The sequence below is a fragment of the Streptomyces sp. NPDC093544 genome (assembly GCF_040683495.1).
Taxonomy (GTDB): Bacteria; Actinomycetota; Actinomycetes; order Streptomycetales; family Streptomycetaceae; genus Streptomyces.
The window spans coordinates 184,097-208,945 of sequence record NZ_JBFBEA010000017.1 but is presented as its reverse complement, the minus strand read 5'-3'; the positions used below and the strand labels follow the sequence as shown (position 1 = coordinate 208,945).

21 protein-coding genes and 1 pseudogene are annotated in these 24,849 nt (G+C 69.7%); 15 read left to right on the top strand and 7 right to left on the bottom strand.

Features of this window, described 5'->3' with window-relative positions; all coding sequences use genetic code 11:
• Positions 1-54 precede the first annotated feature (54 nt).
• Positions 55-999: an HAD-IB family hydrolase gene (locus AB0N66_RS26255; protein WP_365439406.1), complete on the bottom strand. Its 945-nt coding sequence runs from the start codon at positions 997-999 to the stop codon at positions 55-57.
• A gap of 191 nt (positions 1,000-1,190) precedes the next feature.
• Between AB0N66_RS26255 and AB0N66_RS26250 the strand changes: the two genes are divergently transcribed.
• The 5 genes from AB0N66_RS26250 to AB0N66_RS26230 all read left to right on the top strand — a co-directional run bounded on the left by AB0N66_RS26250 (position 1,191) and on the right by AB0N66_RS26230 (position 7,102).
• On the top strand, positions 1,191-1,487 hold the full coding sequence (locus AB0N66_RS26250) for a glutaredoxin family protein (protein WP_365439456.1): 297 nt from the start codon (positions 1,191-1,193) through the stop codon (positions 1,485-1,487).
• A 323-nt stretch (positions 1,488-1,810) separates the two neighbouring features.
• Entirely contained in the window at positions 1,811-2,572 is a 762-nt protein-coding gene (locus AB0N66_RS26245) for a redox-sensing transcriptional repressor Rex (protein ID WP_365439404.1), read from the top strand.
• On the top strand, positions 2,569-4,407 hold the full coding sequence (locus AB0N66_RS26240) for a glutamyl-tRNA reductase (RefSeq protein ID WP_365439402.1): 1,839 nt from the start codon (positions 2,569-2,571) through the stop codon (positions 4,405-4,407). Before AB0N66_RS26245 ends, AB0N66_RS26240 begins: the two co-directional genes overlap by 4 nt.
• On the top strand, positions 4,404-5,363 hold the full coding sequence (gene hemC, locus AB0N66_RS26235; RefSeq protein WP_365439400.1) for a hydroxymethylbilane synthase: 960 nt from the start codon (positions 4,404-4,406) through the stop codon (positions 5,361-5,363). Before AB0N66_RS26240 ends, hemC begins: the two co-directional genes overlap by 4 nt.
• Complete coding sequence (locus AB0N66_RS26230; protein ID WP_365439398.1) at positions 5,360-7,102, top strand: bifunctional uroporphyrinogen-III C-methyltransferase/uroporphyrinogen-III synthase; 1,743 nt, start codon at positions 5,360-5,362, stop codon at positions 7,100-7,102. Before hemC ends, AB0N66_RS26230 begins: the two co-directional genes overlap by 4 nt.
• Before the next feature lie 328 nt (positions 7,103-7,430).
• On the opposite strand, the gene AB0N66_RS26225 is transcribed toward AB0N66_RS26230, so the two are convergent.
• A complete protein-coding gene (locus AB0N66_RS26225; RefSeq protein WP_365439396.1) occupies positions 7,431-7,832 on the bottom strand; it encodes a helix-turn-helix domain-containing protein in 402 nt (133 codons plus the stop codon).
• Positions 7,833-7,969: 137 nt separating this feature from the next.
• Between AB0N66_RS26225 and AB0N66_RS26220 the strand changes: the two genes are divergently transcribed.
• Positions 7,970-8,860: an NADP-dependent oxidoreductase gene (locus AB0N66_RS26220; protein WP_365439394.1), complete on the top strand. Its 891-nt coding sequence runs from the start codon at positions 7,970-7,972 to the stop codon at positions 8,858-8,860.
• Positions 8,861-8,925: 65 nt separating this feature from the next.
• Here AB0N66_RS26220 and AB0N66_RS26215 read toward each other — a convergent pair whose 3' ends face one another.
• Positions 8,926-9,735, bottom strand: a complete 810-nt coding sequence (locus tag AB0N66_RS26215; protein WP_365439392.1) for a helix-turn-helix domain-containing protein — start codon at positions 9,733-9,735, stop codon at positions 8,926-8,928.
• 115 nt (positions 9,736-9,850) lie between these two features.
• On the opposite strand from AB0N66_RS26215, the gene AB0N66_RS26210 reads away from it, so the two are divergent.
• From AB0N66_RS26210 to AB0N66_RS26190, 5 genes are all read left to right on the top strand, one after another.
• Positions 9,851-10,954: an LLM class flavin-dependent oxidoreductase gene (locus AB0N66_RS26210; RefSeq protein WP_365439390.1), complete on the top strand. Its 1,104-nt coding sequence runs from the start codon at positions 9,851-9,853 to the stop codon at positions 10,952-10,954.
• Positions 10,951-11,607: an FMN reductase gene (locus AB0N66_RS26205; protein ID WP_365439389.1), complete on the top strand. Its 657-nt coding sequence runs from the start codon at positions 10,951-10,953 to the stop codon at positions 11,605-11,607. The genes AB0N66_RS26210 and AB0N66_RS26205 overlap by 4 nt, the downstream gene beginning before the upstream one ends.
• Positions 11,608-12,166: 559 nt before the next feature.
• Entirely contained in the window at positions 12,167-12,781 is a 615-nt protein-coding gene (locus AB0N66_RS26200) for a DUF2867 domain-containing protein (protein WP_365439387.1), read from the top strand.
• A gap of 233 nt (positions 12,782-13,014) precedes the next feature.
• Positions 13,015-13,752 (top strand): response regulator transcription factor, encoded by a 738-nt coding sequence (locus tag AB0N66_RS26195; RefSeq protein WP_365439385.1) that lies wholly within the window; start codon positions 13,015-13,017, stop codon positions 13,750-13,752.
• Positions 13,753-13,802: 50 nt separating this feature from the next.
• Positions 13,803-15,248, top strand: coding sequence for a HAMP domain-containing sensor histidine kinase (locus AB0N66_RS26190; RefSeq protein WP_365439454.1), 1,446 nt, complete (start codon positions 13,803-13,805; stop codon positions 15,246-15,248).
• Here AB0N66_RS26190 and AB0N66_RS26185 read toward each other — a convergent pair.
• On the bottom strand, positions 15,245-15,478 hold the full coding sequence (locus AB0N66_RS26185; RefSeq protein ID WP_365439383.1) for a hypothetical protein: 234 nt from the start codon (positions 15,476-15,478) through the stop codon (positions 15,245-15,247). The genes AB0N66_RS26190 and AB0N66_RS26185 overlap by 4 nt on opposite strands.
• Positions 15,479-15,746: 268 nt before the next feature.
• Between AB0N66_RS26185 and AB0N66_RS26180 the strand changes: the two genes are divergently transcribed.
• The 4 genes from AB0N66_RS26180 (at position 15,747) to AB0N66_RS26165 (ending at position 21,592) form a co-directional block, all read left to right on the top strand.
• Positions 15,747-16,178 carry a GntR family transcriptional regulator gene (locus tag AB0N66_RS26180; RefSeq protein WP_365439381.1) on the top strand — a complete coding sequence of 144 codons (432 nt, stop codon included), beginning with the start codon at positions 15,747-15,749 and terminating at the stop codon, positions 16,176-16,178.
• 8 nt (positions 16,179-16,186) lie between these two features.
• Positions 16,187-17,116 (top strand): ABC transporter ATP-binding protein, encoded by a 930-nt coding sequence (locus tag AB0N66_RS26175; protein ID WP_365439452.1) that lies wholly within the window; start codon positions 16,187-16,189, stop codon positions 17,114-17,116.
• Complete coding sequence (locus tag AB0N66_RS26170) at positions 17,113-18,114, top strand: ABC transporter (RefSeq protein WP_365439379.1); 1,002 nt, start codon at positions 17,113-17,115, stop codon at positions 18,112-18,114. Before AB0N66_RS26175 ends, AB0N66_RS26170 begins: the two co-directional genes overlap by 4 nt.
• Before the next feature lie 139 nt (positions 18,115-18,253).
• A complete protein-coding gene (locus tag AB0N66_RS26165; RefSeq protein WP_365439377.1) occupies positions 18,254-21,592 on the top strand; it encodes a S8 family serine peptidase in 3,339 nt (1,112 codons plus the stop codon).
• Between the two features lie 24 nt (positions 21,593-21,616).
• Here AB0N66_RS26165 and AB0N66_RS26160 read toward each other — a convergent pair whose 3' ends face one another.
• The 3 genes and pseudogenes from AB0N66_RS26160 to AB0N66_RS26150 form a co-directional block, all read right to left on the bottom strand.
• Entirely contained in the window at positions 21,617-23,590 is a 1,974-nt protein-coding gene (locus tag AB0N66_RS26160) for an amino acid transporter (protein ID WP_365439375.1), read from the bottom strand.
• Between the two features lie 394 nt (positions 23,591-23,984).
• Positions 23,985-24,104, bottom strand: a pseudogene (locus AB0N66_RS26155) (short-chain dehydrogenase); the annotation flags it as partial.
• 82 nt (positions 24,105-24,186) lie between these two features.
• Positions 24,187-24,798: a DUF998 domain-containing protein gene (locus tag AB0N66_RS26150; protein ID WP_365439373.1), complete on the bottom strand. Its 612-nt coding sequence runs from the start codon at positions 24,796-24,798 to the stop codon at positions 24,187-24,189.
• Between the last annotated feature and the right edge of the window lie 51 nt (positions 24,799-24,849).

Below are 24,849 nucleotides of genomic sequence, written 5' to 3'. Positions count from 1 at the left end.
GAGTCCCCGTGTATGGGTGGGGGATCGGCGTGGTGGCCCTTGTTCTTGGGGGTGTTAGCGGCGGCGGCGGTGCAGTGCGATTGCTGCTGCTGTGCCGCCTGCTACCGCGCCTACTCCTGCTGCGGCTGGGATGCCTACCTTGGCGGCCTTGCGGGCCGTTCGGTAGTCGCGTAGGCGCCATTCCAGGTTGCGGGCGTGCTTGCGGAGCTTGGTGTCGGGGTTGATGGCGTAGGGGTGGCCGACCAGGGAGAGCATGGGGATGTCGTTGTGGGAGTCGCTGTAGGCGGCGCATCGGGAGAGGTCCAGGCCCTCCGCGGCGGCCAGGGCGCGCACCGCCTCCGCTTTTGCCGGGCCGTGCAGCGGCTCGCCGACCAGCTTGCCCGTGTAGACGCCGTTCACCGACTCGGCGACCGTGCCCAGTGCGCCGGTCAGGCCGAGACGGCGGGCGATCACCGTCGCGATCTCGACCGGGGCGGCTGTGACCAGCCACACCTTCTGGCCGGCGTCCAGGTGCGCCTCGGCCAGCGCGCGGGTGCCCGGCCAGATCCGCTCGGCCATGTACTCGTCGTAGATCTCCTCGCCGATGGACATCAGCTCGGCGACACGGTGGCCCTTGACGATCGACAGCGCCGAGTCGCGGGCCTCCTGCATGTGCTCCGGGTCCTCGACGCCGGCCAGCCTGAACCACGCCTGCTTCCAGGCGAATCGGGCGAGGTCGCGCGTCTCGAAGAACTTCCGCTTGTGCAGCCCGCGGCCGAAGTGGAAGAGCGCGGCACCCTGCATCACGGTGTTGTCGAGGTCGAAGAACGCGGCTGCCTTGTCGTCGCCGAGCACCGGGAAGGTTGGTTCGTCGGTGGGGAGATCCGGCGCGGCTTCGTGCGCGAGTTCCTCCAGCTCCTGGGAGGTTTTGCGCGCTGCCTCCGCCGAGGCCTCGCCTGCCAACACGCTCCGCGCGGTGGCGGAGCGCCTACGGGGAGTGAGCCATCCGAGAGCGGCCATGTCGTGAGCATAGCCAGTTTGTTCGGTGGTTCCGGAGTCGCGAGGATTCGAGGCTGTGAACTCTCCGCGACCGAGCCGTTAAAGAAACGGTCCGGGCGGTGTGTCGGGAGGGGCGGGGGCGGTCCGACCGCCTTGTGGCCGGGAGGGGTCGCGCCGGGCCCGGGTGGCGGGAGAATGGCCCTATGAGTTCCATGTTCCGGCGCGGTGGGCGTCGTACGGAGACGGATGGCGCGGCTACCAGAGCTTCCGGAGAAGGGCGGGTGGTCACGCTGATCAGGAAGCCCGGGTGTCATCTGTGTGATGACGCACAGGAAGTGGTCGCGAGGGTCTGCGGTGAGCTCGGGGTGGTCTGGGAGCAGAAGGACATCAGTACGGACGAGGAGTTGTACCGCGCGTACTGGGAGCAGATCCCTGTTGTGCTGGTCGACGGCGCCCAGCACACGTTCTGGCGGGTGAACGAGGAGCGCCTTCGCAAAGCCCTCACATAGTGGAGGAGGGCAGGTGTGACCGCATCGTGGCCTGACTGGGTAGTCCAACTGGTCCGGAAAGTCGCCTAGGATTGACGGCGATTGGTCTCGGGGGCGGGATGCGGTGAGGAGAGTGTGCGGGTTTGCCCCCTTCAGGCGAGGATCGAAACTGCCTGTGCGCCGGTTTCATATCCGTGCGCCAGGCGTGCGTGACCCCGGTCACGTTGGCCGGGCAAATCGGACACCATCTTTGTGCACGCGTTCACAAAGACATAGCCTGCATTCGACGGGGCGGTCTAGGTACGTGTGACCGCCTGCAGCCCCGCGCTACCCGCAGGAGCACCGTGGCAACTGGCCGAACTCACCGACCGGCGACCCGCAGCCGAGGGATTCCCGAGGCCACCGTCGCCCGGCTTCCGCTGTACCTCCGAGCCCTCACCGCACTGTCGGAGCGCTCGGTACCCACGGTCTCCTCCGAGGAGCTCGCGGCCGCCGCGGGGGTCAACTCCGCGAAGCTGCGCAAGGATTTCTCCTACCTCGGCTCCTACGGGACGCGTGGTGTGGGGTACGACGTCGAGTATCTCGTCTACCAGATCTCCCGCGAGCTGGGCCTGACCCAGGACTGGCCGGTCGTGATCGTCGGTATCGGTAACCTCGGCGCCGCGCTGGCCAACTACGGTGGATTCGCCTCCCGTGGGTTCCGGGTCGCCGCGCTGATCGACGCCGATCCCGAGATGTCCGGCAAGCAGGTCGCCGGGATCGCCGTGCAGCACAGCGACGGCCTGGAGAAGATCGTCGACGAGAACGGCGTCTCCATCGGGGTGATCACCACCCCGCCGGGCGTCGCCCAGGCGGTCTGCGACCGACTCGTCGCCGCCGGAGTCACCTCCATCCTCAACTTCGCGCCGACCGTCCTGTCCGTCCCGGACGGTGTCGACGTACGCAAGGTCGATCTCTCCATCGAGCTGCAGATCCTCGCCTTCCACGAGCAGCGCAAGGCCGGCGAGGAGGCCGAGGCGCAGGCCGCCGCCGCCATGCTCCCGGCCGCTCAGGAGAACTCAGGCAAAGGGCCTGACGGGGATGTCCCCGCCGTGATGCCGGCATGAGTCTCCTCGTTGTGGGGCTGAGCCACCGCAGCGCTCCGGTCAGCGTCCTGGAGCGGGCCACGCTGTCCGCGGACGCGCAGGTCAAGCTGTTGCAGGACACCCTCGCCGCCGAGCCGTCCGAAGAGGCCGCGGTACTCGCGACCTGCAACCGGATCGAGCTGTACGCCGACGTGGACAAGTTCCACGCGGGCGTCGCCGAGCTGTCCACGCTCCTCGCCCAGCACAGCGGGGTCGGCCTGGACGAGCTCACTCCTTACTTGTACGTGCACTACGAGGACCGGGCCGTCCACCATCTGTTCTCGGTCGCGTGCGGCCTCGACTCGATGGTCGTGGGCGAGGGCCAGATCCTCGGCCAGATCAAGGACGCCCTCGCCACCGGGCAGGAACTGCACACCGCCGGCCGGCTGTTGAACGACCTGTTCCAGCAGGCCCTGCGGGTCGGCAAGCGCGCCCACTCCGAGACCGGCATCGACCGCGCGGGCCAGTCGCTGGTCACCTTCGGCCTGGAGCAGCTGGCGTCCGGCGCTCCGGTCGACGCCTGGCTCCAGGGCAAGCGGGCGCTGGTTCTCGGCGCCGGCTCCATGTCCTCACTGGCCGCCGCGACGCTGGCGCGCGCCGGGGTCGCCGAGCTCGTCGTCGCCAACCGCACGCTGGACCGCGCCGAGCGCCTCGCCCAGATCCTGACCGACAGTGATGAAACGGACGTGCTGGCCCGCGCGGTACCGATCAACTCGGTGCCGTTCGAGCTGACACGTGCCGACATCGCCGTCTCCTGTACGGGGGCGACGGGGCTCGTCCTGTCGGCCGAGTCCGTCGCCGCCGCGATCGAAGGGCGTACGACGGAACCCGTGGTCCCCGGTGCGGATGCCGGCCCTCGCCGTTCGGCGGCGGGCGACTCCGGTCGTACGACCGTCTCGGGCGCCGTGCGGGACGCCCTTCCGCCCACGAGTGTCGGAACCGACGAAGGCTGCCCGCTCGATCTGTCCGCCGTGCAGACCACAGCCGGGTTCTCCGTGCAGGGTGAGGCGGCCGTCGCCGGAATGGGCGCGGCCGAGCTGGAACAGCACGCGGCCTGGGTGGACAAGGGCGACGTGGCGGGCCGGGCGCAGCGCACGGTGGTCGCCGGCTCTGGTGCCGCGCAGGACAGCGCCGCCGGGTTCGCCGAGCTGCTCGACCCGGAGGGTGACGCCGACGCCATCGCCGCGCTGGCCGCGGCGGCCGCCACCGTCGGCCGGGTGCCGGAGCGCCGCAGGCCCGAGCCCGTCGCCGAGATCCCCCGGCCCGCGCCCGTACTCTCGCTCCTCGATCTCGCGATGCCCCGTGACATCGACGCGGCCGTGCACCGGCTGCTCGGGGTGCGGCTCGTCGACATCGAGTGGCTCGCCGACGCTTCCGCCGACGCTCCGATGGCCGCCGACGTCGACCAGGTGAAACGGATCGTCTCCGAAGAGGTGGCCGCTTTCGGTGCCGCCCTGCGGGCCGCGCACATCACTCCCACCGTCGTGGCGCTGCGGACCATGGCCGCCGATGTCGTCGCGAACGAGATCGCGCGGCTGGACGGCCGGTTGCCCGGCCTCGACGAGAAGCAGCGCGGGGAGATCACCCAGACCGTGCGGCGCGTGGTGGACAAACTGCTGCACGCGCCGACCGTACGGGTCAAGCAGCTGGCCGCCGAACCCGGCGGCGCCGGGTACGCGGACGCGCTGCGGACCCTGTTCGACCTGGACCCCGAGACGGTCGCCTCCGTCTCGCGGGCCGAGGAGAGCGACAGCAGCACCGAAAACGCCCAGCACATCGAGAACACAGAGAACGCCGAGAACCGAGGGCGAGCATGAATAACCAGGCTTTGAGGCTGGGGACCAGGCGGAGCAAACTCGCCCTGGCCCAGTCCGGGCAGGTGGCGAAAGCCGTGAGTCAGGTGACCGGACGGCCGGTCGAGCTCGTGGAGATCACGACGTACGGCGACACCTCGCGCGAGCACCTCGCGCAGATCGGCGGCACGGGGGTGTTCGTGACCGCGCTGCGCGACGCGCTGCTCGCCAAAGACGTCGACTTCGCCGTGCACTCCCTCAAGGATCTGCCGACCGGCCAGCCCGACGACCTGGCGCTGGCCGCCGTACCGCTGCGCGAGGACCCGCGTGACGTGCTCGTCGCCCGCGACGGGCTGACTTTCGCGCAGCTGGGGAACGGGGCGCGGATCGGCACCGGTTCGCCGCGCCGGATGGCCCAGTTGAACGCGTACGCGCGCAATCACGGGATGACGATCGAGACGGTCGCGATCCGGGGGAACGTCGACACCCGGATCGGATATGTGCGCAAGGGTGAGCTGGACGCTGTCGTGCTCGCCGCCGCCGGACTCGGTCGCCTCGGCCGGATCGAGGAAGTGACGGACTTCCTGTCCGTCGACACAGTTTTGCCCGCCCCCGGCCAGGGGGCACTGGCGATCGAGTGTGCCGCGGACAACGCGGACCTCGTCGCAGCGCTCGGTGAACTCGACGACCCGCTCAGCCGGGCCGCCGTGACCGCCGAACGGTCCCTGCTCGCCGCCCTGGAGGCCGGCTGCAGCGCACCTGTGGGTGCGTTCGCCGACCTGTTGGCCGACGGGCAGATTGTCAAGGAAATGCGCCTGCGCGGCGTCGTCGGCACGACCGACGGCTCGACGCTGGTGCAGTTGTCCACCACCGGTCCCGTGCCCGAGACGTACGACCAAGCAATGGCGCTCGGCCGTGAACTCGCTGCCGAGATGCTTGCCAAGGGCGCGGCCGGTCTGATGGGGGAGCGAGCACAGTGAGCCCCACCAACCTTTCCGCCGGTCCGGAACACGGGCACGTCACCTTCCTTGGTGCCGGACCCGGGGATCCGGGACTACTGACACTGCGCGCCGTGGAGGCGCTGGCGAACGCGGATGTTCTCGTCGCCGAGCACGAGGTGCTCGACGTCGTCCGCTCACACGCCAGACCGGGCGTCGCCGTACTGAATACGGATACCGAAACTGGTACAGGTACTAACGCGTCGCCCGTGGGCACGCCTTCATCCGTGAGTGCGCGCTCGGGTACAGGCACGCCTCAGCTAACGGTTGTTGACGGTTTGTCAACTACCGTTGGTGACCCCGTGTTGAGGGACGCTGCCAATCTTGTCATGACGGCCGCACGGGGCGGCAAGCGGGTCGTGCGTGCGGTGTCCGGGGACCCCGGACTAGATACGTACGCCGCGGAGGAAATGCTCGCCTGCGTCGCCGCGGGAATTCCGTTCGAGGTCGTACCCGGTGTCGCGGCCGCCGTCGGTGTGCCCGCTTACGCGGGTGTGCCGCTGCGGGACGCGCAGGGTGCGGATGTGCGGTTCGTCGACGCGCGGACGGCCTCCGACCGTTGCTGGACCGAGGTCGGGGCGTCGGACGGGACGGTCGTCGTTTCGTCGACGCTCGACTCGGTCGGTGCGGCGGCGGGTGAGCTGGTGGCCGCGGGCCGTAAGCCCGATACGCCGATGACCGTCACGATCGCCGGTACGACGACCCGTCAGCGGACCTGGGCCGCCACCCTCGGCACCATCGCGCTGACGCTGAAGCAGGCGAAGGTGCTGCCCTCCCCGGAGGGTCACCGCCCGGTGATAGCCGTGGTCGGTGAGCGTTCCGCCGCCGCCCAGCGCGACCAGTTGTCGTGGTTCGAGTCCAAGCCGCTGTTCGGCTGGAAGGTCCTCGTGCCGCGCACGAAGGAGCAGGCGGTGTCGCTCTCCGACCAGTTGAGGTCGTACGGGGCCGTGCCGCACGAGGTGCCGACGATCGCCGTCGAGCCGCCGCGGACGCCGCAGCAGATGGAGCGGGCGGTCAAGGGGCTTGTCACCGGCCGCTACGAGTGGATCGCCTTCACCTCGGTGAACGCGGTCAAGGCGGTGCGGGAGAAGTTCGAGGAGTACGGGCTCGACGCGCGCGCTTTCGCCGGCATCAAGGTGGCGGCGGTGGGCGAGCAGACCGCCAAGGCGCTGGTCTCCTTCGGAGTGAAGCCGGATCTGGTGCCGAGCGGGGAGCAGTCCGCCGCGGGGTTGCTGGAGGACTGGCCGCCGTACGACCCGGTGTTCGACCCGATCGACCGGGTGTTCCTGCCGCGGGCCGACATCGCCACTGAGACGCTGGTCGCGGGGCTGATCGAGCTGGGCTGGGAGGTCGACGACGTCACGGCCTACCGGACCGTGCGGGCGTCGCCTCCTCCGGTCGAGACGCGTGAGGCGATCAAGGGCGGTGGTTTCGACGCGGTGCTCTTCACGTCGTCCTCCACCGTGCGGAACCTGGTCGGTATCGCGGGCAAGCCGCACAACGTGACGGTGATCGCCTGTATCGGGCCTGCCACCGCGAAGACGGCCGAGGAGCACGGCCTCCGGGTCGATGTGATGGCTCCGGAGCCGTCCGCGCTCAAGCTGGCCGAGGCGCTTGCGGACTTCGGGCTGCGGCGTCGGGCGGCGGCTGCGGAGGCGGGGGATCCTGTCACTCGGCCTAGCGAGCGGCGGCCGGGGTCTCGGCGGCGGCGTACTACGTAGGTGCTTGGTGTGGGGTGACTCCCGTGGCCTGTGGCCGCGGGAGTCATTCTGTTTTGTGCGGGTGCGGGTGCGGGTGCGGGTGGTTCGGGGCGGGTCTCCGGTTGGTGGTGGGTCGGGGCCGGGGGCCGGTACATCCGCCCGTCGCCGCCGGATCAGACGTCGGTTGTGTGGAGACGGGTCCGGTGACGCGAACGTACGCGACGGGCATGTGATGTACCGGCCCCCGGCCCCTTCCGCCGGTGGGCTGCCTCCGGCCCTCTTCCGCCGGTGGGCTGCTTCTCCGCCCCTCTTCCGCCGGTGGGAGGCTGCGGGACGGTGGGCCGGGCGGTCAGGACGGCTCGGCGTCGTAGTCGTCTCTTGCCTTGTTGACCTGTTCGATGTGCAGTTCTGCCCAGTCCTTCACTGCGGAGAGCAGGCAGCTGAGGCTGGTGCCCAGGGGGGTCAGTTCGTAGTCGACGCGGACCGGTACGGACGGGGTCACTGTGCGGGTGAGGAGTCCGTCGCGTTCCAGGGAGCGGAGGGTCTGCGTCAGCATTTTGGGGCTGACGCCTGCGATCTTGCGGCCCAGGTCGCTGTAGCGCATCGAGCCGGGGGTGAGTGCGCAGACGACGAGGCTGACCCATTTGTCGCTGATGCGGTCGAGGAGCTGGTTGGTGGGGCAGTTTTTGATGAACGCGTCGTACTCGATGCGTGCTTTTTCGCGTTGCTGCGCCGCGGTTGTGGTCGCCATGGCTCACCTCCGGGTGACGTACGCACCTTGAGGTGCCTACTTACTGATGGAGAGTAACTCTTCCTAGGGTTGTTGCTGCCGGGGAGATATCTGGGTCTTCTCGGGCGAATTGGTTTCTGCCTGTGGGGAGAGTTGTTATGCGTGCAGCAGTTGTTACGGCGTTCGGTGGACCGGAGGTCGTGGAGGTTGTCGAGATTGATGTGCCTGAGCCGGGTGCCGGGCAGATACGGATCAAGGTCGCGGCCGCTGCGCTGAATCCGGTCGACGCCGGGGTTCGTGTGGGTGTTTTCGGGGGTGCGGGTGAGCGGCTCGGGCTTGGCTGGGACGTGGCCGGGACCGTTGACGCGGTGGGTGTCGGGGCGGGGTGGGCGGTTGGTGATCAGGTGGTGGCGTTGTCGTACGGGCCCGTCAAGTCCCTTGGTACGCACGCCGATTACGTCGTCGTCGACGCGGACGCGGTGGCTCTGGCGCCCGCCTCCATCGACGCGGTGCACGCGGCGACCTTGCCGTTGAACGCCCTTGCCGCCGCGCAGGCGCTCGATCTGCTGGCGCTGGAGGCGGGGCAGAGCCTGCTGGTCACCGGGGCGGCGGGGGCGGTCGGTGGGTACGCCGTCCAGCTCGCCGTCCATCGGGGGCTGTCGGTGACCGCTCTGGCCCGGGACGCCGATGAGGCGCTCGTGCGGTCGCTGGGGGCGGGCAGCTTTGTGTCGGGTGAGGTCGCGCCCGGGAGCGTGGACGCGGTCCTGGACGCGGCGATCGTCGGCGATGCGGCGCTGGAGTGGGTCAGGGACGGGGGTGGGTTCGTGGCTGTCATCCCGCATACGGAGCCGGCGTCTGTGCGCGGTGTGCGGACTGCTGCCGTTGAGGTGAGTGCCGATGGGGCTCGGCTTGCGGAGTTGGTGGCGCTGGTGGATGAGGGGGTGCTGACGGCTCGGGTCGCGGACACCTTTGCCCTGGCGGATGTGGTGAAGGCGCATGCGCGGCTGGCCGAGGGCGGGGTGCGGGGGCGGCTGGTGCTTGTGCCCTAGCGAGCCCTAGCGACGGTCTCTGCTCGGTGAGGGGGCTGAATTCCTGTGAATTCCTTCAGCCCCTCTCAGTGGACCCCTCGCGCATACGCCGTCGGTGGCACTCCCACCGTTGCCGTGAAGTCCCGGACCAGGTGGGCCTGGTCGGCGTAGCCGAGGTCGGCGGCCAGGGCTGCCCAGTCCGGGGGGTGGGAGGCCTCCGCGTGTTCCAGGGCTTCGTGGATGCGGTACCGCAGGATGATCCACTTCGGGCCTACGCCGACGTACGCGGCGAAGAGGCGTTGCAGGCTGCGTACGGTCATGCCCTGGGCGTGGGCGAAGTCGCCGACGTGGCGGATCGTGCGGTCGGTGCGGATGCGGTCGACGAGGGTCATGGCCAGGTCGGACTGGGGGTCCGGCCGGGGGTTCAGGTTCAGGAGGAAGGTGTCCAGGGCGGTGACACGGGTGTCCTCGTCGTCCGGGGCGAGGATCGTCGTGGGGGCGTCGGTCGCAGGGGAGAAGGCTTCGGGGAGCGGGACGCGATGGCCGGTCCAGTCGGTCACCGGGTGCTCCGGGGCGAAGGGGCGGAAGCCGCCCGGCCGGAACTGGATGCCGCACACCCGTCCCCTTCCGCTCAGCTTCTGGGTGAAGAGGCCGAGTCCGATGCCGGCGACCTCGCCGAAGGGGTCCTGTCCCTCGTACTGCTGGAAGACGACGTTCACGGAGGGGTGCGGGACGACGTGGGAGGCGTACGGCTGGGGCAGGTCCCAGTCGATCAGCCAGTAGTGCTCCAGGTAGCGGCGCAGGGGTGGTGCGGGTGCGCGGCGTCGGAAGCGGACCCGGGAGAAGAGCTCCGTGGCGTCGACGATGCCTCGGGTGTCACGGCGTGGGGCGGCCATGTCGGGATCGTAAGGCCGGGGACCGACAGTCGCGGGTGGTGTGGGAATAGGGAGGCGGGCGGTCTCGTTAGCGGGTATAGTTGAATCGTAAACAACCTGCGGAGGATGAGCGACCATGCAGTTCGGGATCTTCAGCGTCGGTGATGTGACACCGGATCCGACGACGGGGCGGACGCCGACCGAGCACGAGCGCATCAAGGCCATGGTCGCCATCGCGCAGAAGGCCGAGGAGGTCGGCCTGGACGTCTTCGCGACCGGCGAGCACCACAACCCGCCGTTCGTGCCGTCGTCCCCGACCACGATGCTCGGCTATGTCGCGGCGAAGACCGAGAAGCTGATCCTCTCCACCTCAACCACTCTCATCACCACCAACGACCCGGTGAAGATCGCCGAGGACTTCGCGATGCTCCAGCATCTGGCGGAGGGCCGGGTCGACGTGATGATGGGGCGCGGCAACACCGGCCCGGTCTACCCCTGGTTCGGGCAGGACATCCGCCAGGGCATCAACCTCGCCATCGAGAACTACGCGCTGCTGCACAGGCTCTGGCGCGAGGACGTGGTGACCTGGGAGGGCAAGTTCCGTACGCCGTTGCAGTCGTTCACGTCGACGCCGCGGCCGCTGGACGGCGTACCGCCGTTCGTCTGGCACGGTTCCATCCGTTCGCCGGAGATCGCCGAGCAGGCCGCGTACTACGGCGACGGCTTCTTCCACAACAACATCTTCTGGCCGGCCGACCACACGAAGAAGATGGTCGAGCTGTACCGGGAGCGGTACGCGCACTACGGGCACGGGACCGCCGAACAGGCGATCGTCGGGCTCGGTGGACAGGTGTTCATGCGGCACAACTCGCAGGACGCGGTACGGGAGTTCCGGCCCTACTTCGACAACGCGCCGGTGTACGGGCACGGGCCCTCCCTCGAGGACTTCACCGACCAGACGCCGCTGACCGTCGGGTCGCCGCAGCAGGTGATCGAGAAGACGCTGGCCTTCCGGGAGTACGCCGGTGACTACCAGCGGCAGCTGTTCCTGGTGGACCACGCGGGGCTGCCGCTGAAGTCCGTGCTTGAGCAGCTCGACATGCTGGGCGAGGAGGTCGTGCCCGTGCTGCGCGAGGAGTTCGCGAAGGGCCGGCCGGCCGGGGTGCCGGACGCGCCGACCCACCAGTCCCTGCTGGCCGCTGCCGCTTCGGAGGCTTCGGAAGGGGTGACCGTCGCATGAAGCTCGTCGTCGTTTCGGCGGGGCTGAGTGTCCCGTCCTCCACGCGGCTGCTTGCCGATCGGCTGGCCGCCGCTACGGTCCGGGAGACCTCCGCCGACGTCCAGGTCGTCGAACTGCGCGACCTGGCCGTCGAGATCGCCCACAATTTCACCAACGGGTTCCCTGGGCGGGCGCTGGCATCCGCGTTCGACGCGGTGACGGCGGCGGACGGGCTCATCGTCGTCACGCCCGTCTTCTCCGCCTCCTACAGCGGGCTGTTCAAGTCCTTCTTCGACGTGCTGAGCGTCAGCGAGAAGGACGCGCTCGCCGGAAAGCCGGTGCTGATCGCGGCGACCGGGGGTTCGGCGCGGCACTCGCTCGTACTGGACCACGCGCTTCGACCGCTCTTCGCCTATCTGCGGGCCGTGGTCGTGCCGACCGGCGTGTACGCGGCTTCGGAGGACTGGGGAGCGGAGGGGCTTGCCTCGCGCGTCGACAGGGCTGCGGGGGAGTTGGCGGGGCTGATGGCCGGTGCCGGTGCGTATGTGCGGCGGGCAGAGGGGGAGTTGGCGGCTGAGTCCGGGACTGAGGCCGCGGGTGTCCGGTCCTCCGGTACCGACGGTCGCTTCGAAGTGGTTCCTTTCGAGCAGCAACTGGCCGCGCTGCGGTCCTAGTTGGGGACCCAGTAGTGAACCTGTGCGATGAGGGACCAGCTCGCGTCCCGGGTGCGGGAGAGTAGAGCAACCCCCGCCCTGGCTACACCAGTTCAGGGGTTTCGTCTGGCAAGTTCCGCCGGGCCCAGAACGTACTCGACGCCGCCGTCCAACTCTCGACTCAGCCCTGGCTGGGGTTCGTTCCCGACGACGTCCCCTCCGCTCCTCGTGCGGCGGGGGGCGTCTGGCGAAGCAGCTCGGGGGCGCCGTCGCCGACTTGGCGGGCTACGGAGAGCGCGGGCAGACCCGCACGGATCACTTGCGGGAGACTGCCGAGTACCTGTCGTGGAAGGTATGCCGTTTGGCCGGCCTCGTCGCGCTCGTATTTCCCGGTCAGCCGGCGCCCGCAGGCCTTCTCCACTCACTTTGTCGCGCGGCGTTCGTGCAGCGTCCACGGCGTGCCCAATCTCACCCGTGCCCCCGATATACGTATCCGCATAGTGGGCAGGCTTCGTCGTGTACGCAAGCGTGTAACGGGAGTGGCGGACGACGTCCGGCCCAGGAGAGGTTGGCAGCGGCCATGAAAATTCCCCGCACCGCCCATTCCGACCAGCCGTGGCGGATCCACGAGTTCACCGGCGACTTTCGGACCGAGGACGTGTGGTCCTTCCGCACTCCTGGTGCCGGACCGGACGACTTTCCCGTCATACTCGCCGCGATGCAGACAGTCGGCGGATTCGCCAAGCCGCCCCGCGCAATCCGGTTCCTGTTCACGGTGCGCTCGCAGCTCGGTGCCCTCCTCGGTTGGGACAAACCCAGGACGAGCCTCGGGAAGCGGGTTCAACCACTGTACGAGCGCCTGCCAGGCGATCTCCGTGAGACCGTCGACGTCGCCGACACCAGCGACGCCCCGTTCACCCCCGTGTACCTGCTCCACAACGAGTCTGTCCGCGAACTGGCGAACAAGACCTGCCACGCCGTCATGCACCTGGGGTGGGTGCCGACCGGAGGCGGCGAATACGAACTGCGGATGGCGATCCTGGTCAAGCCCAACGGCCGGTTCGGACGGGTGTACATGGCTCTCATCGCACCGTTCCGCTACCTGATCGTCTACCCCGCGATCACCCGGCAGTGGGAGCGGGCCTGGCGGGACCGCGAGCTCCCGCCCACCGCGAACGTGGGTCCTCGTCCGTAGTCGCTGCGAGCGTCGACACCATTCGTGGCCTCGCAACGGAAAGTCGCGGCCGCCGGCACCCGACCGGGACCATGCCGGGGTGACCGGCCGTGCCGCTCCGTGTGGTCGGTGTTTCATAGGTGGTCGACGAGGGCCAGGGGCCGGGCACGGCTCGCGGTGAGAGGGGGGTAAGAAGGGTGCCCGGGTGCTCGTTCATCAGGTGGTGTGCGGCGGGGGCCAGGCAGACTGGTGGGGTGCCCCAGAATGTGCTGCTCGCCGAGGACGATCGTGCTATTCGTCATGCGCTGGAGAGGGCGCTGGCCCTGGAGGGTTATGAGGTGACGGCCGTCGCCGATGGGGTGGCGGCGTTGGCCCAGGCCCATCGGACGCCGCCGGACGTGCTGGTTCTTGATGTGATGATGCCCGGCATCGACGGCTTGCAGGTGTGCCGGGTGCTGCGTGCGGAGGGGAACCGGACGCCGATTCTGATGCTCACCGCGCTGGTGGAGACCGCCGACCGGATCGCGGGGCTGGACGCGGGGGCCGACGACTACGTGGTCAAGCCGTTCGACGTGGAGGAGGTCTTCGCACGGCTGCGGGCGCTGCTGCGCCGCACGGGCGGCGGAGACGGTGCCCCCGATGATGTGGTCGATGTGGTCGAGGTGAAGGCCCGGGAGCTGCCCGTTCCCGCGGGGCAGGTCGCCGCGGCCGGGGTGCGGATGGACACCCATGCTCGGCGGGTCTGGCGTGGGGGGCGGGAGGTGGAGCTGACGCGGACCGAGTTCGAGCTGCTTGAGCTGCTCGTTCGTAACGCGGGCATCGTCCTTGACCACTCCACGATCTACGATCGGATCTGGGGGTACGACTTCGGCCCCGGGTCGAAGAATCTCGCCGTGTACGTGGGGTATCTGCGGCGCAAGCTCGACGAGCCGGGGGCGTCCGGGCTGATCCATACGGTGCGGGGTGTGGGGTACGTCCTGAGGGAGGACTGAGGGTGCCCCCGAGATTTCCCGAGCGATTTCCCGCGCGATTCCTCGAACGGCTGTCGCGGGTTCGGCTTCGGCGGGTTTCCTCGCTGCGGGCCACCTTCACCGTGTCCTTCGCGGCTGTGGCCGCCGTCGTCACCGTTCTGATCGGGTTTCTGAGCTACGACGCCGCCGCCCGGCTCGTACGCGTGGACCAGCAGACCGTCTTCGCCGGGGTCGTGCAGGATCTGCAGGTCGAGGTGCGTCAGCAGGAGCTGGGTCCGGGGAACTTCGCCTCGTCCGATACCGACCACGGCGGGGCGCTCGACAAGATCGTGCGGCCCAGTCGTACGGACGTGCAGGTGCTCGGGCCGGGCGGCGCGGTCGTCGACCCCGGGCACCCTCCGCTGCCCGTCGTCGCCGCAGACCGGCAGGCCGCGGACGCCGCGGCGGCGGGCACACTGGCGGAGCACAAGGAGGTCGAGGTCGGCGACAGCTGGTTCCGGGTGGCGACCGTCGCGCTCGGTGGCGGGCGGGGAGCGGTGCAGGTCGCGCAGGAGTTCAGCGACACGGAGGATCTGCTGAACGAGCTCCAGCAGCGGACCGTGCTGCTCGTCGGGGCCGTCGTCATCGCCTCGGGGCTGTTCGGGTGGTGGCTGGCCCGGCGGATCACCCGGCGGCTCGTGCGGCTGGCGGGGGCCGCTGAGGACGTGGCGCGGACCGGGCGGCTCGGGATCCAGGTGCCGGTCGCGGGATACGACGAGGTGGCCCGGCTCGGGCGGTCCTTCGACCGGATGCTCGGGCGGCTCGCGCAGTCCGAGGAGGATCAGCGGCGGCTGGTCCAGGACGCGGGGCACGAGCTTCGTACGCCGCTGACCTCGCTGCGTACGAACATCTCCATGCTCCGGCGCATCGACGAACTGCCGCCCGCCGCGCGCGAGGAACTCGTCGCCGATCTGGCACTGGAGTCCCGTGAACTGACCGACCTCGTCAATGAGTTGGTGGCCCTCGCGGCGGGACGGTCCGACACCGAGCCGGTGCGGCGGGTCGATCTCGGTGAGGTTGCCGAGGATGTCGCCATCGTCGCCCGGCGGCGCAGTGGGCGGGACATCGTCGTGCGGGTGACCGGGGAAACGGGGGTCGACGGGCGGCCCACCGCGTTGCAGCGGGCGGTGTCCAATCTGGTGGAGAACGCGGTCAAGTTCGACCGGGGCGGGGGCGCGGCGATCGAGGTCGTCGTGACCGGGGCCGTGCCGGGTGGCCGCCCCGGGAGTGTTCGGGTCGAGGTGCTCGACCGGGGGCCCGGGATCGCCGAGGGGGATCTGGAGCGGGCCTTCGACCGTTTCTACCGGGCCGCCGACGCGCGCAGTCTGCCCGGGTCGGGGCTCGGGTTGTCCATCGTGCGGGAGGTGGCCGTGGGGCACGGGGGCGCGCCGTTCGCCCACCAGCGGGCCGGGGGTGGCGTGGTGATCGGGTTCACGGTGGGTGATGAGGAAGGGCCGGCGGACGAGGGTGGCCGTTAGCGCTTGTGCGTGAAGGAAAAGCGGCTTCGCAGTTTGCGGCGTGCCGGGGCTATGGGGACGGGTGGGGGTACCCCTTCGACGACTGTGTTGCTGGTGGCGCCCATGGCCCAGCCCCATGGCCCAGCCCCATGGCCCAGGCCCAGGCCCAGGCCCAGGCCCAGGCCCAGGCCCAGGCTCTGGGCCGTGATGGTGACGGTGTCCCTGGGCTGCTGCGGTGGTGGTTCGAACACACCGTTGCGCCCCCAGGTGCCCCTGGAGGCGTAGGCGACCGGCTGACTCCGCTTCCCTCTCCCTTCGCTCCGCTTCCCTCCCCTCCGCTCCGCGCCTCGCGCCCACGCGCGCCCGTCCGGCATGAGATGACGCCAACTCCCGCTGTGCTGCGAGGAGATCGCAGGCATGCCCGCTCCGGGCGGCCCGGTTGACCTGCTCCTTTGACATGCCTGCGTTCTGCCTTCATCATCATTCCACTAATCAAGTAGTGAAAGGGTGGAGGAGGGAGTGGAGTTTCGCATCGACCGGCGGAGCGGGGTGGCCGCGTACCAGCAGATCGTGTTGCAGACGAAGCAGGCTCTGCGGCTGGGTGCGCTGGTGCCGGGGGACCGGCTGCCGACGGCCAAGGAGGTCGCGGCGAGCTGCGCGGTCAACCCGAACACGACGCTGAAGGCGTACCGCGAGCTGGAGCGGGAGGGGCTGGTCGAGCCGCGCCCGGGTCAGGGCACCTTCGTACGCAGGTCGCTGGCCAGCCCCCAGGCGGGCGCCGACTCGCCACTGCGCGGGTCGCTGGAGGAGTGGATGGACCAGGCGCGCGAGGCGGGTCTGGAGCGGGAGGACGTGGCGGCGCTGGTCGCTTCAGTGCTGGAGGACCGGTATCCGCAGAGTGCGGCTGCCGCGGGGAACTCGGAATTCTCAGGGAACGGGGAACACAGGTGAGCAGCGCGATGACACACGCGGCGAGCGCGATAGAGGCGTACGGCGTGGGCAAGAAGTACCGGCGGGGATGGGCTCTGCGGGACTGTTCGTTCCGGTTGCCGGCCGGCCGGATCTGCGGGCTGGTGGGTCCCAACGGGGCGGGCAAGACCACGCTGTTGGGGATCGCGGCGAATTTGCTGGCGCCGACGAGCGGCACGCTACGGGTGTTCGGCGAGGCCGCGGAGTCGGCGGAGGCCGGCCGGCGCACCGCGTTCCTGGCCCAGGAGAAGCCGCTCTTCCGCCGGTTCACCGTCGCCGAGACCCTGCGGCTCGGCCGCGAGCTGAACCCCGGCTGGGACCAGAAGGCCGCCGAGGACATCGTCCGCGCGGGCAACATCCCCTTCGAGGCGAAGATCGGCACGCTGTCCGGCGGGCAGCGCACCCGGGTGGCCTTCGCGCTCGCCTTCGGCAAGCGGCCCGATCTGCTGCTCCTGGACGAGCCGATGTCGGACCTGGACCCGCTGGTGCGCCACGAGATGATGGGCACCCTGCTGGCCGAGGCCGCCGAGCACGGCACCACCGTGCTGATGTCCACCCACATGATCACCGAGCTGGAGAACGTCTGCGACTTCCTGGTGGTCATCGCCGAGGGCGGACTGCGGCTGGCCGGTGACGTCGACGAACTCCTCGCCGCCCACACCCTGCTCACCGGGGTCCACGACGGCACGGGCCTCCCCGGGGCCCTGGCACAGCACACGGTCGTCGAGTCCCGCACCAGCGGACGGCAGGTCAGGGCGTTGGTGCGCCCCGCCGGGCCGGTCGGTGGCGCCTGGCAGGCCGATGCCCCGAACCTGGAGGAACTCCTCCTCGGCTACCTGCGCTCCCCGCAGGCCCCACCCCTGATCACCCCGACCGCCCAGGTCGGCGACCGCGCCGTCGCGAAGGCGGTGGCGGCATGAGTACGTTGACCAGCACGAGCACCCCGGCCGGCACCGAGCCGGTACGCCGCGGACCTCGCCTCAGCGGGCTGAACTGGCTGGTCTGGCACCAGCACCGGGTCGCCTTCTGGACCCTCATCGCCCTCACCGTCGTCGCCGTCGGCTGGATGGCCTACCAGCGCGGGCAGTTGACGGACCAGCTGAACGGCGTCCCCGGGTGGCCCCACCCGACGGATGACGACTGGGCCGCGAAGGTCGACAGGAGCCGGCTGGCCTGGGCCGCTACCGGCCTCGGGTTCATCCCCGTCGTGATCGGCGTCTTCCTCGGCGCGCCGCTGGTCGCGGGCGATCTGGAGAACGGCACCGCCAAACTGGTCGCCTCCCAGTCGGTGAGCCGGGTCCGCTGGATCGCCACGAAACTGGGGACCACGGCTCTCGTGGTCGTCCCGCTCTCCGTCGTGCTCTCCGTGATGTTCGGCTGGTGGTGGGGGCCGGTCCGGAGCAGTCCGAACATCCTTGACTGGAGCACCGGTCCCGCGTTCGACAACACCGGACCCGTGCCGGTGGCGCTCACCCTGTTCACCCTGGTCGGCGGTGTCGCGATCGGCATGCTGCTGCGCCGGACCCTGCTGTCCATGGTCGTCACTCTCGGCTTCGCCGTCGCCGTGCAGCTGGTCTGGTCGTACTTCCGCCTCGACCTCGCCAACGTGGTCACGGTGACCACCAGCAACGGGGTCGGCGAGAACGCCTACCCGGCCGTGCCCGACACCGCCTACTCGATCGACCAGTCCTATCTCACCGCCAACGGCGATCTCATCGGCTGGGGGAGCTGCAACGAGGCCACGGAGAAGGCGGCCAACGCCTGCCTGGAGCAGAAGCAGGTCATCGGCTGGTCGGTCGACTACATCCCCTTCTCGCAGATGTCGTCGATGCAGTGGTTCGGCGCCTCCATCCTGCTGGCCCTGACCGCTGCCGTCACGGTGTTCATCCTCTTCTGGGGCCGTAGGCGTCTCGTCTGACCTCAGCTCCACCCCTTCACCGACCTCGCTGTTCACGAACTCGCCCCGGAGGCGCCGCCTCCAGGGCGCGGTTCGTCATGCCCTCGATCAACGACCAACCGAAAGGCACGTGTTGAGCACGCACAGGAAACGAGCGGTCGTGGCCACCCCGCTGGCGGCCGCCGTTCTCGCCGCCGGACTGCTGAGCGGTACGGCCGGCGGAGCGCAGGCGCTGCCCGAAGCCGCCGGTCCGGGCCTCGACTCGCCGGCCGTCGACGGCGGTGCGAAGACGGTCACGCTCGTCACCGGAGACCGGGTCACCCTCGACGTGGCCGGAAAGGTCACCCGCGTCACGGCCGCCGAAGGCCGTGAGGGGACTGCCTTCCGTATTGAACAGGCCGACGGCCACGCCTACGTCGTGCCGCGCGACGCCGACGCGCTGATCGCGAACGGCACGGCGGACCGGCGGCTGTTCGACGTGACAGAGCTGGTGGAGTCGCGCTACGACGACGCCGCCCGGCCCGACCTGCCGCTGATCGTCACCTACGACAAGGGCAAGTCCCTCGCGGCGAGCACCTTCTCCGCCTCCGGCGCCACCGTCCGACGGGACCTGCCCAGCGTCAACGGCGACGCCCTGCGGGCCCGGAAGACCGAGGGCGCCGCACTCTGGCGGACCCTCACCGGCAGCGGCGCGGCGCGGGGTTCGGCCGCCGTCGCCAGTTCGGCGAAGGTCGCGACGATCCGGCTCGACGGCCGGGTCGAGGCGGCCCTGGACAGGAGCGTGCCGCAGATCGGCGCCCCCGAGGCCTGGCGGGCCGGGTACGACGGCAAGGGCGTCAAGGTCGCCGTCCTTGACACTGGAGTGGACGCGACGCACCCGGACCTGACGGACCGTATCGACGCGCAAAAGAACTTCTCCGACGCCACCGACACCGTGGACCGCGTGGGACACGGCACGCATGTGGCCTCGACGATCGCGGGCTCCGGGTCCAAGTCCGACGGCAAGTACAAGGGCGTAGCGCCCGGTGCCCGGCTGCTGGTCGGCAAGGTGCTCGACGACTCCGGCTCGGGCTACGAGTCCGGCATCGTCGCCGGTATGCAGTGGGCCGTCGCCGAGGGAGCCAAGGTGGTGAACCTCAGCCTCGGAGGCCCGGACACCGCCGAGACCGACACGCTCGAACAGGCCGTGAACGACCTGTCGGCCGCCTCCGGCACCCTCTTCGTCATAGCCGCAGGCAACGACGGCCCCGACGAGGGCACGATCGGCTCGCCCGGCAGCGCGGCGGCCGCGCTCACCGTCGGCGCGGTGGACCAGGACGACGCCACAGCCGACTTCTCCAGCCGCGGTCCCACCGCCGACGGCTCCCTCAAGCCCGACATCACCGCCCCCGGCGTCGCCATCGTCGCCGCGCACGCGGCCCAGGGCACCGACGGTGATCCGGCCGCCGACGGCTATGTGTCGATGAGCGGTACGTCGATGGCGACCCCGCATGTCACGGGCGCCGCCGCGATCCTCGCCCAGGAGCACCCGGACTGGACCGGCGAGCAGATCAAGGCCGCCCTCGTCGCCTCCGCCAAGCCCCTCGCCGGAGTCTCCGCGTACACGCAGGGCACCGGTCGCACGGATGTCGCCAAGGCGATCACCCAGCAGCTCACCAGCAGTCCCACCTCGCTCGGCTTCGGCACCCGGCAGTACCCGCACACCGACGACCGGCCGGTGAGCAAGGAGGTCGGCTACCGCAACGCGGGCGACCGGCCGGTCATCCTCGACCTGGCCACCGAGGCCTTCGGCGCGGACGGCAAGCCCGCCGCCGACGGCATGTTCGAAGTCTCGCCGAAGCGGCTCACCGTCCCCGCGGGCGGCGAGGCGACCGCCACCGTCACCGCCGACAGCAGCGTGGGCACGATCGACGGCAATTTCGCCGGCTCGGTCACCGCGACTTCCACCGAGGGGGCGCCCACCACCGCGCGGACCGCCATCGCCATCAACCGTGAGGTCGAGTCGTACAACCTGACGATCAAACATCTCGACCTGAAGGGGAAGGCCACCGGCGACTCCGAGACGGGCATCTACGGCCTGGACAACACCATCTGGCAGGACGTCTCCGACCGGACCGACGGTCAGGTCACCGTGCGGCTGCCCAAGGGGCGTTACAGCCTGGACGGCCGGATCGGCACCGGCGGCGACGGATACGCCGTCCTGCTGAACCCGAAGTTCACACTGGCCAAGGACACCACCCTGGTCATGGACGCCCGCAAGACCAAGCCCGTACGGATCACCGTGCCGGACGCCGCGGCGAAGAACACCGACGCCATGGTCACCTTCCACAACAGCGTCAACGCCGACAACTCCTACGCCACCACGTACCTCGCCGACACCTTCAAGGACCTGCGCGTCGGCCAGTTCGGCGCGCGTGTGCCCGCCGGTGAGGCGCTCGCGCAGTACACCGGGACCTGGAAGCACGGGAGCGTGAACTACCGGCCGGCCTGGAACCGTACCGGCGACCTGGCGGGCTTCACCCAGAACATCCGGCGCTCACAGCTCACCAAGGTCAATGTCGTCATCGGCGCGCCCGCCAAGGGGAAGACCGCGAGTGTCGTCGCCGCGCCTCTGCTGCCCACCGGCTCCTGGTTCGACCTGAGCCCGGGCGAAGGCGGCCGCCTGCCGCTGACCAGCACCGAATACGTACTCCCCAACGGCGTCAAGTGGCATTATTCGGTTTCCCAGTCGGGCGCCCCCGGCGCGGACGGCGAACCGGTGTACGAGAGCAGCCAGTCCGCCTCGCCCAAGGCGTACGCGGCGGGCAGGGAGTACACCGAGCGGTTCAACATCGGCGTCTTCGGCCCGTCCCTCCCCGCCAGCCCCCTCACCCCAGGATACGAAAGCCCCGGCGCACTCCGCAGCGGCGACCGGTTCGCGGCGTACATGCCGCTGTTCTCCGACGGCGCGGGCCATCTGGGCGAGTCCGCGTACACCAAGGCCACGAGCAAGCTCTACGCCGACGGCACGAAGGTCTTCGCCGAGAGCTCGCCGCTGAACGGCGACGTCCACACGCTCCCCGCCGGGAAGCACACCTACCGGCTCACCACCGACGTCTCCCGGGCCACGGCCCAGAGCGCGGTCAGCAGCCGGGTCACCGCCGCGTGGACCTTCGCTTCCTCGCACGTCGCCGGGGACACCGCCAAGCGGCTTCCGCTGTCGGTGGTCCGCTTCACGCCGACGCTGTCGACGTCCAGTACGGCCAAGGCCGGTGCGAGCCTCGCCGTACCGTTCAAGATCGAAGGAGCCGCCAAGGCCGGCACCGTTCGCAAGCTCGCCTTCAAGGTGTCCTACGACAACGGCAAGTCCTGGAAGACCACCAAGGCCGTGGACGGCAAGCTGCTGAAACTGCGCCACCCCGCCAAGGCCGGCACGGTCTCGCTCCGCGCCACCCTCACCGATGCCGCCGGCAACACCCTGGAACAGACGGTGTACGGCGCCTACCGCACCACCAAGTAGCAGCCCCCCGGGTGCACGTCGGGTCTAGCCGACGTGCACCCGGGGGCGGCGTGCGCGGTCGGGTTCCGCCTCGCGGAGGACCTCGCGGGTCACCGGGGCCACCTCGCCCTGGCCGAAGAGGAAGAAGCGGAGGAAGTTGGTGAAGGGGTTGCCCTCGGTCCACTCGAAGTAGATGTGCGGGGTCTGGCCTGTGCTGTCGCGGACGTAGAGGAGGAGGGCCGCGAGGGCGTTGGGGATGGAGGAGGACTCCAGGGTCAGGACGCGGTAGCGGCCGTGCATGACCTCGCCGCGTACGGTCAGGCCCGTCTCGAACTCCGAGGCGTCAAGGACGGTGACCTCGACGAAGACGAAGTCCTCCTGGAGGGGTACGTCGTTGTCGGCGCGGATCTGCTCGATCTTCTCGCGGTATTCGGTGATGTCACGGTTGTCGGGCTCGTTGGCGATGAAGCGGGCCCGGCGGCTCGCGATGTCCCGTACGAACCGTTCCGCCATGGGGTCCATGGTCAGGCTGGTGACGCGCAGTTCGAAGGCGCGGGCAAGGCGGGACAGGAGCGAGACGAGGATGATCGCGGCGATGAAGCAGGCGCCGATCTTGACGCCGTCGGGGCGCTCGAAGACGTTCACGACGGTCGTGTAGAGGAAGACCGCCGAGATGACGGCGAAGGCGATGGTCCAGTTGCGCTGGCCGGCCTTGCGCGCGGCGATGGTGACCGCGATGGCGGCGGAGCTGATGAGGACGAGGACCCCGGTGGCGTACGCGCCGCCCTGGGCGTCGACGTCGGCGTCGAAGATCCAGGTCACCAGGAACGCGACCAGAGTGAAGACGATCACCATGGGGCGGACCGCGCGGGCCCAGTGCGGGGCCATGCCGTAGCGGGGGAGGTAGCGCGGCATGAGGTTGAGCAGGCCGGCCATGGCGGAGGCGCCGGCGAACCAGAGGATCGCGATGGTGGAGACGTCGTAGATCGTGCCGAAGGTGCTGCCCAGGTACTCGTGGGCCAGGAAGGCGAGCGCGCGGCCGTTGGCGTCGCCGCCCGGGTCGAACTCCTTCTCCGGGATGAGCAGCGTGGTGATGAAGCTGGTCGCGATCAGGAACACGCTCATGATCACGGCGGCGAAGGTGAGCAGCTTCTTCGTGCCCCGGATACGACCGGCCGGATTCTCCTCGGTGTCGCCCGGCTTGCCCTCCACATGCGGCATGACCGCCACGCCCGTCTCGAAGCCGGAGAGGCCGAGGGCCAGCTTCGGGAAGACCAGCAGAGCCACGCCGATCATCGCGAAGACGTTGCCGTGTTCGGCGGTCAGGGCGGTGGACCAGTCGGTGATGACGTGGCCCTTCGTGATCACGTGCCAGAGGCCCACGACGGTGACCACGACGTTGAGCGCCAGGTAGATGCCCACCAGGACGACCGCGACGCCGATCGCCTCCAGGAAGCCCTTGAGGAACACCGCGCCGAGGAGGGCGACGAGGATGAGGGTGATGATCAGCTGCTTGTCGTGCAGGGTCTCGGTGAGGTGCGGGTTCTCCACCAGGTGGGTGGAGGCGTCCGCCGCCGACAGGGTGATGGTGATCAGGAAGTCGGTGGCGGCGAAGCCGAGCAGGGTGAGGACGAACAGCTTGCCCTTCCAGAACGTCAGCAGCCGCTCCAGCATCGCGATCGACCCCTGGCCGTGGGGGCTCTCTTCGGCCACTCGGCGGTAGACGGGGAGTGCGCCCGCGAGGGTGACGATGACGAGCACGATGGTGGCCACGGGAGACAGCAGGCCGGCCGCCAGCGCCGCGATGCCCGGCTGGTAGCCCAGCGTGGAGAAGTAGTCGACGCCGGTCAGACACATCACCCGCCACCAGCGCTGGCCCTCGTGCGCGGGGGTGGTGGGCGGGGTGTGCGGGCCCGGCTGCGGGGTCTTGGCCATCTCGGAGAGGCCCTGGAGCATCCACGTACGCAGGGGGCTCGTGCGCGGGCGGCTCGTACGGGCGTCCTTGTCGGCGGTGGCCATCGGCGGGCTCCTGACGTGCTGCCAAGCGGGGGTTTCCGGCCATGACGCGGGCGGGCCGGGCCAGCGTATGCAACCAGTGATCCACAGGCCCAGGGTCTCGCGCATGTTGGGAGGAACGTCCCGGAAGGAATCCGGAGGACTCCGCAACGTCATCGCTTGTTCGTGATGGGGACGGGCGGTTGGTTTTTCGCCCCCTCCGCCCCTACCCGTCCCTTTCTCCTGGGGCTCCGCCCCAGACCCCGCTGCCCGCGTTTCAGCCTGTCCGGCGTTTGAGGACGAGCGCGTTCAGCGCGATACGGGGGTCTGGGGGCGGAGCCCCCGGGAACAAGGGACGGATAGGGGCGGAGGGGGCGGAGAACCCTTGGCGTCAGCGCTGGCCGGCCTTGCGACCGTGGGAGGAGACGTGCACGACGCGGCCACCGGGCTCGCTGGTGAGCGCCGGTTCCAGCAGGCAGGTCAGCAGGTAGTGGGCGAGGAAGTTGACCTGGAAGGCGATCTCGTTGCCGTCCGCGGATGGCCTGCCGCTCACGGCGGGCGTGCTGCCCCTTCTTGGCCTGCGCCCGCGGCTCGCCGAGTTCCGGTGAGGAGCCCCGGTCTCAGGTCGCTTTGACTGCGAGGCAGATTCCCACGGTGATGAACCAGAGGTTGGTGCTGACGAGAAAGACCCTTTCGAACAGGCCGAAGACCGTCCGCAGGCGGGGGAGCAGCGTGACGACCAGGAGCACGAGCGACACCAGGGCGATCCAGAGGAGTACCGACAGGAGCCCGTGCGCGGACTCCCAGGGCGACACTGATTCCAGGCGGGACGTCATCCCGGAGATCGCCGCGTAGGTGAAGGCGAACGCGGCGATGGCGAAAAGGTAGTGCAGGCGCCCGGTGCGGGTGAGTTTCTCGCCCTCAAGATCGGTAGGGAAGAGGGCCATGCCGAGACGCATGGCCGGTACCAGGAAGAGGAAGACGAGCTGGCTCACCGCCAGCGGCGGTGCACCCGGGTCGAGGGTGAGACCGATCGCCAGGAACACGACGCCTAGCGAGGACACCAGCAGCCCGAGTCGGAACAACGAGCCGTACCGGCCCACGGCATAGTCGCTGACGGCGTGGTGGACGGGGCTGTACCCCGTCGGCAGCACGTGCAGCGCTGTGAAGATTCCCAGATATCCGGTGAGCCCGAGCAGCCCGAGGATCGCGACGCAGAGTTCGGCAGACATGATTCGGTCACCTTTTCATGTCGCTCTGCGAATTTCGCGACGAAAATGTCA

Coding starts and splice junctions, on each gene's coding strand:
- AB0N66_RS26255 (WP_365439406.1), bottom strand. CDS start 999: ATGGCCGCTCTCGGATGGCTCACTCCCCGTAGGCGCTCCGCCACCGCG.
- AB0N66_RS26250 (WP_365439456.1), top strand. CDS start 1,191: ATGTTCCGGCGCGGTGGGCGTCGTACGGAGACGGATGGCGCGGCTACC.
- AB0N66_RS26240 (WP_365439402.1), top strand. CDS start 2,569: ATGAGTCTCCTCGTTGTGGGGCTGAGCCACCGCAGCGCTCCGGTCAGC.
- hemC (WP_365439400.1), top strand. CDS start 4,404: ATGAATAACCAGGCTTTGAGGCTGGGGACCAGGCGGAGCAAACTCGCC.
- AB0N66_RS26225 (WP_365439396.1), bottom strand. CDS start 7,832: ATGGCGACCACAACCGCGGCGCAGCAACGCGAAAAAGCACGCATCGAG.
- AB0N66_RS26220 (WP_365439394.1), top strand. CDS start 7,970: ATGCGTGCAGCAGTTGTTACGGCGTTCGGTGGACCGGAGGTCGTGGAG.
- AB0N66_RS26215 (WP_365439392.1), bottom strand. CDS start 9,735: ATGGCCGCCCCACGCCGTGACACCCGAGGCATCGTCGACGCCACGGAG.
- AB0N66_RS26210 (WP_365439390.1), top strand. CDS start 9,851: ATGCAGTTCGGGATCTTCAGCGTCGGTGATGTGACACCGGATCCGACG.
- AB0N66_RS26205 (WP_365439389.1), top strand. CDS start 10,951: ATGAAGCTCGTCGTCGTTTCGGCGGGGCTGAGTGTCCCGTCCTCCACG.
- AB0N66_RS26200 (WP_365439387.1), top strand. CDS start 12,167: ATGAAAATTCCCCGCACCGCCCATTCCGACCAGCCGTGGCGGATCCAC.
- AB0N66_RS26175 (WP_365439452.1), top strand. CDS start 16,187: ATGACACACGCGGCGAGCGCGATAGAGGCGTACGGCGTGGGCAAGAAG.
- AB0N66_RS26170 (WP_365439379.1), top strand. CDS start 17,113: ATGAGTACGTTGACCAGCACGAGCACCCCGGCCGGCACCGAGCCGGTA.
- AB0N66_RS26160 (WP_365439375.1), bottom strand. CDS start 23,590: ATGGCCACCGCCGACAAGGACGCCCGTACGAGCCGCCCGCGCACGAGC.
- AB0N66_RS26150 (WP_365439373.1), bottom strand. CDS start 24,798: ATGTCTGCCGAACTCTGCGTCGCGATCCTCGGGCTGCTCGGGCTCACC.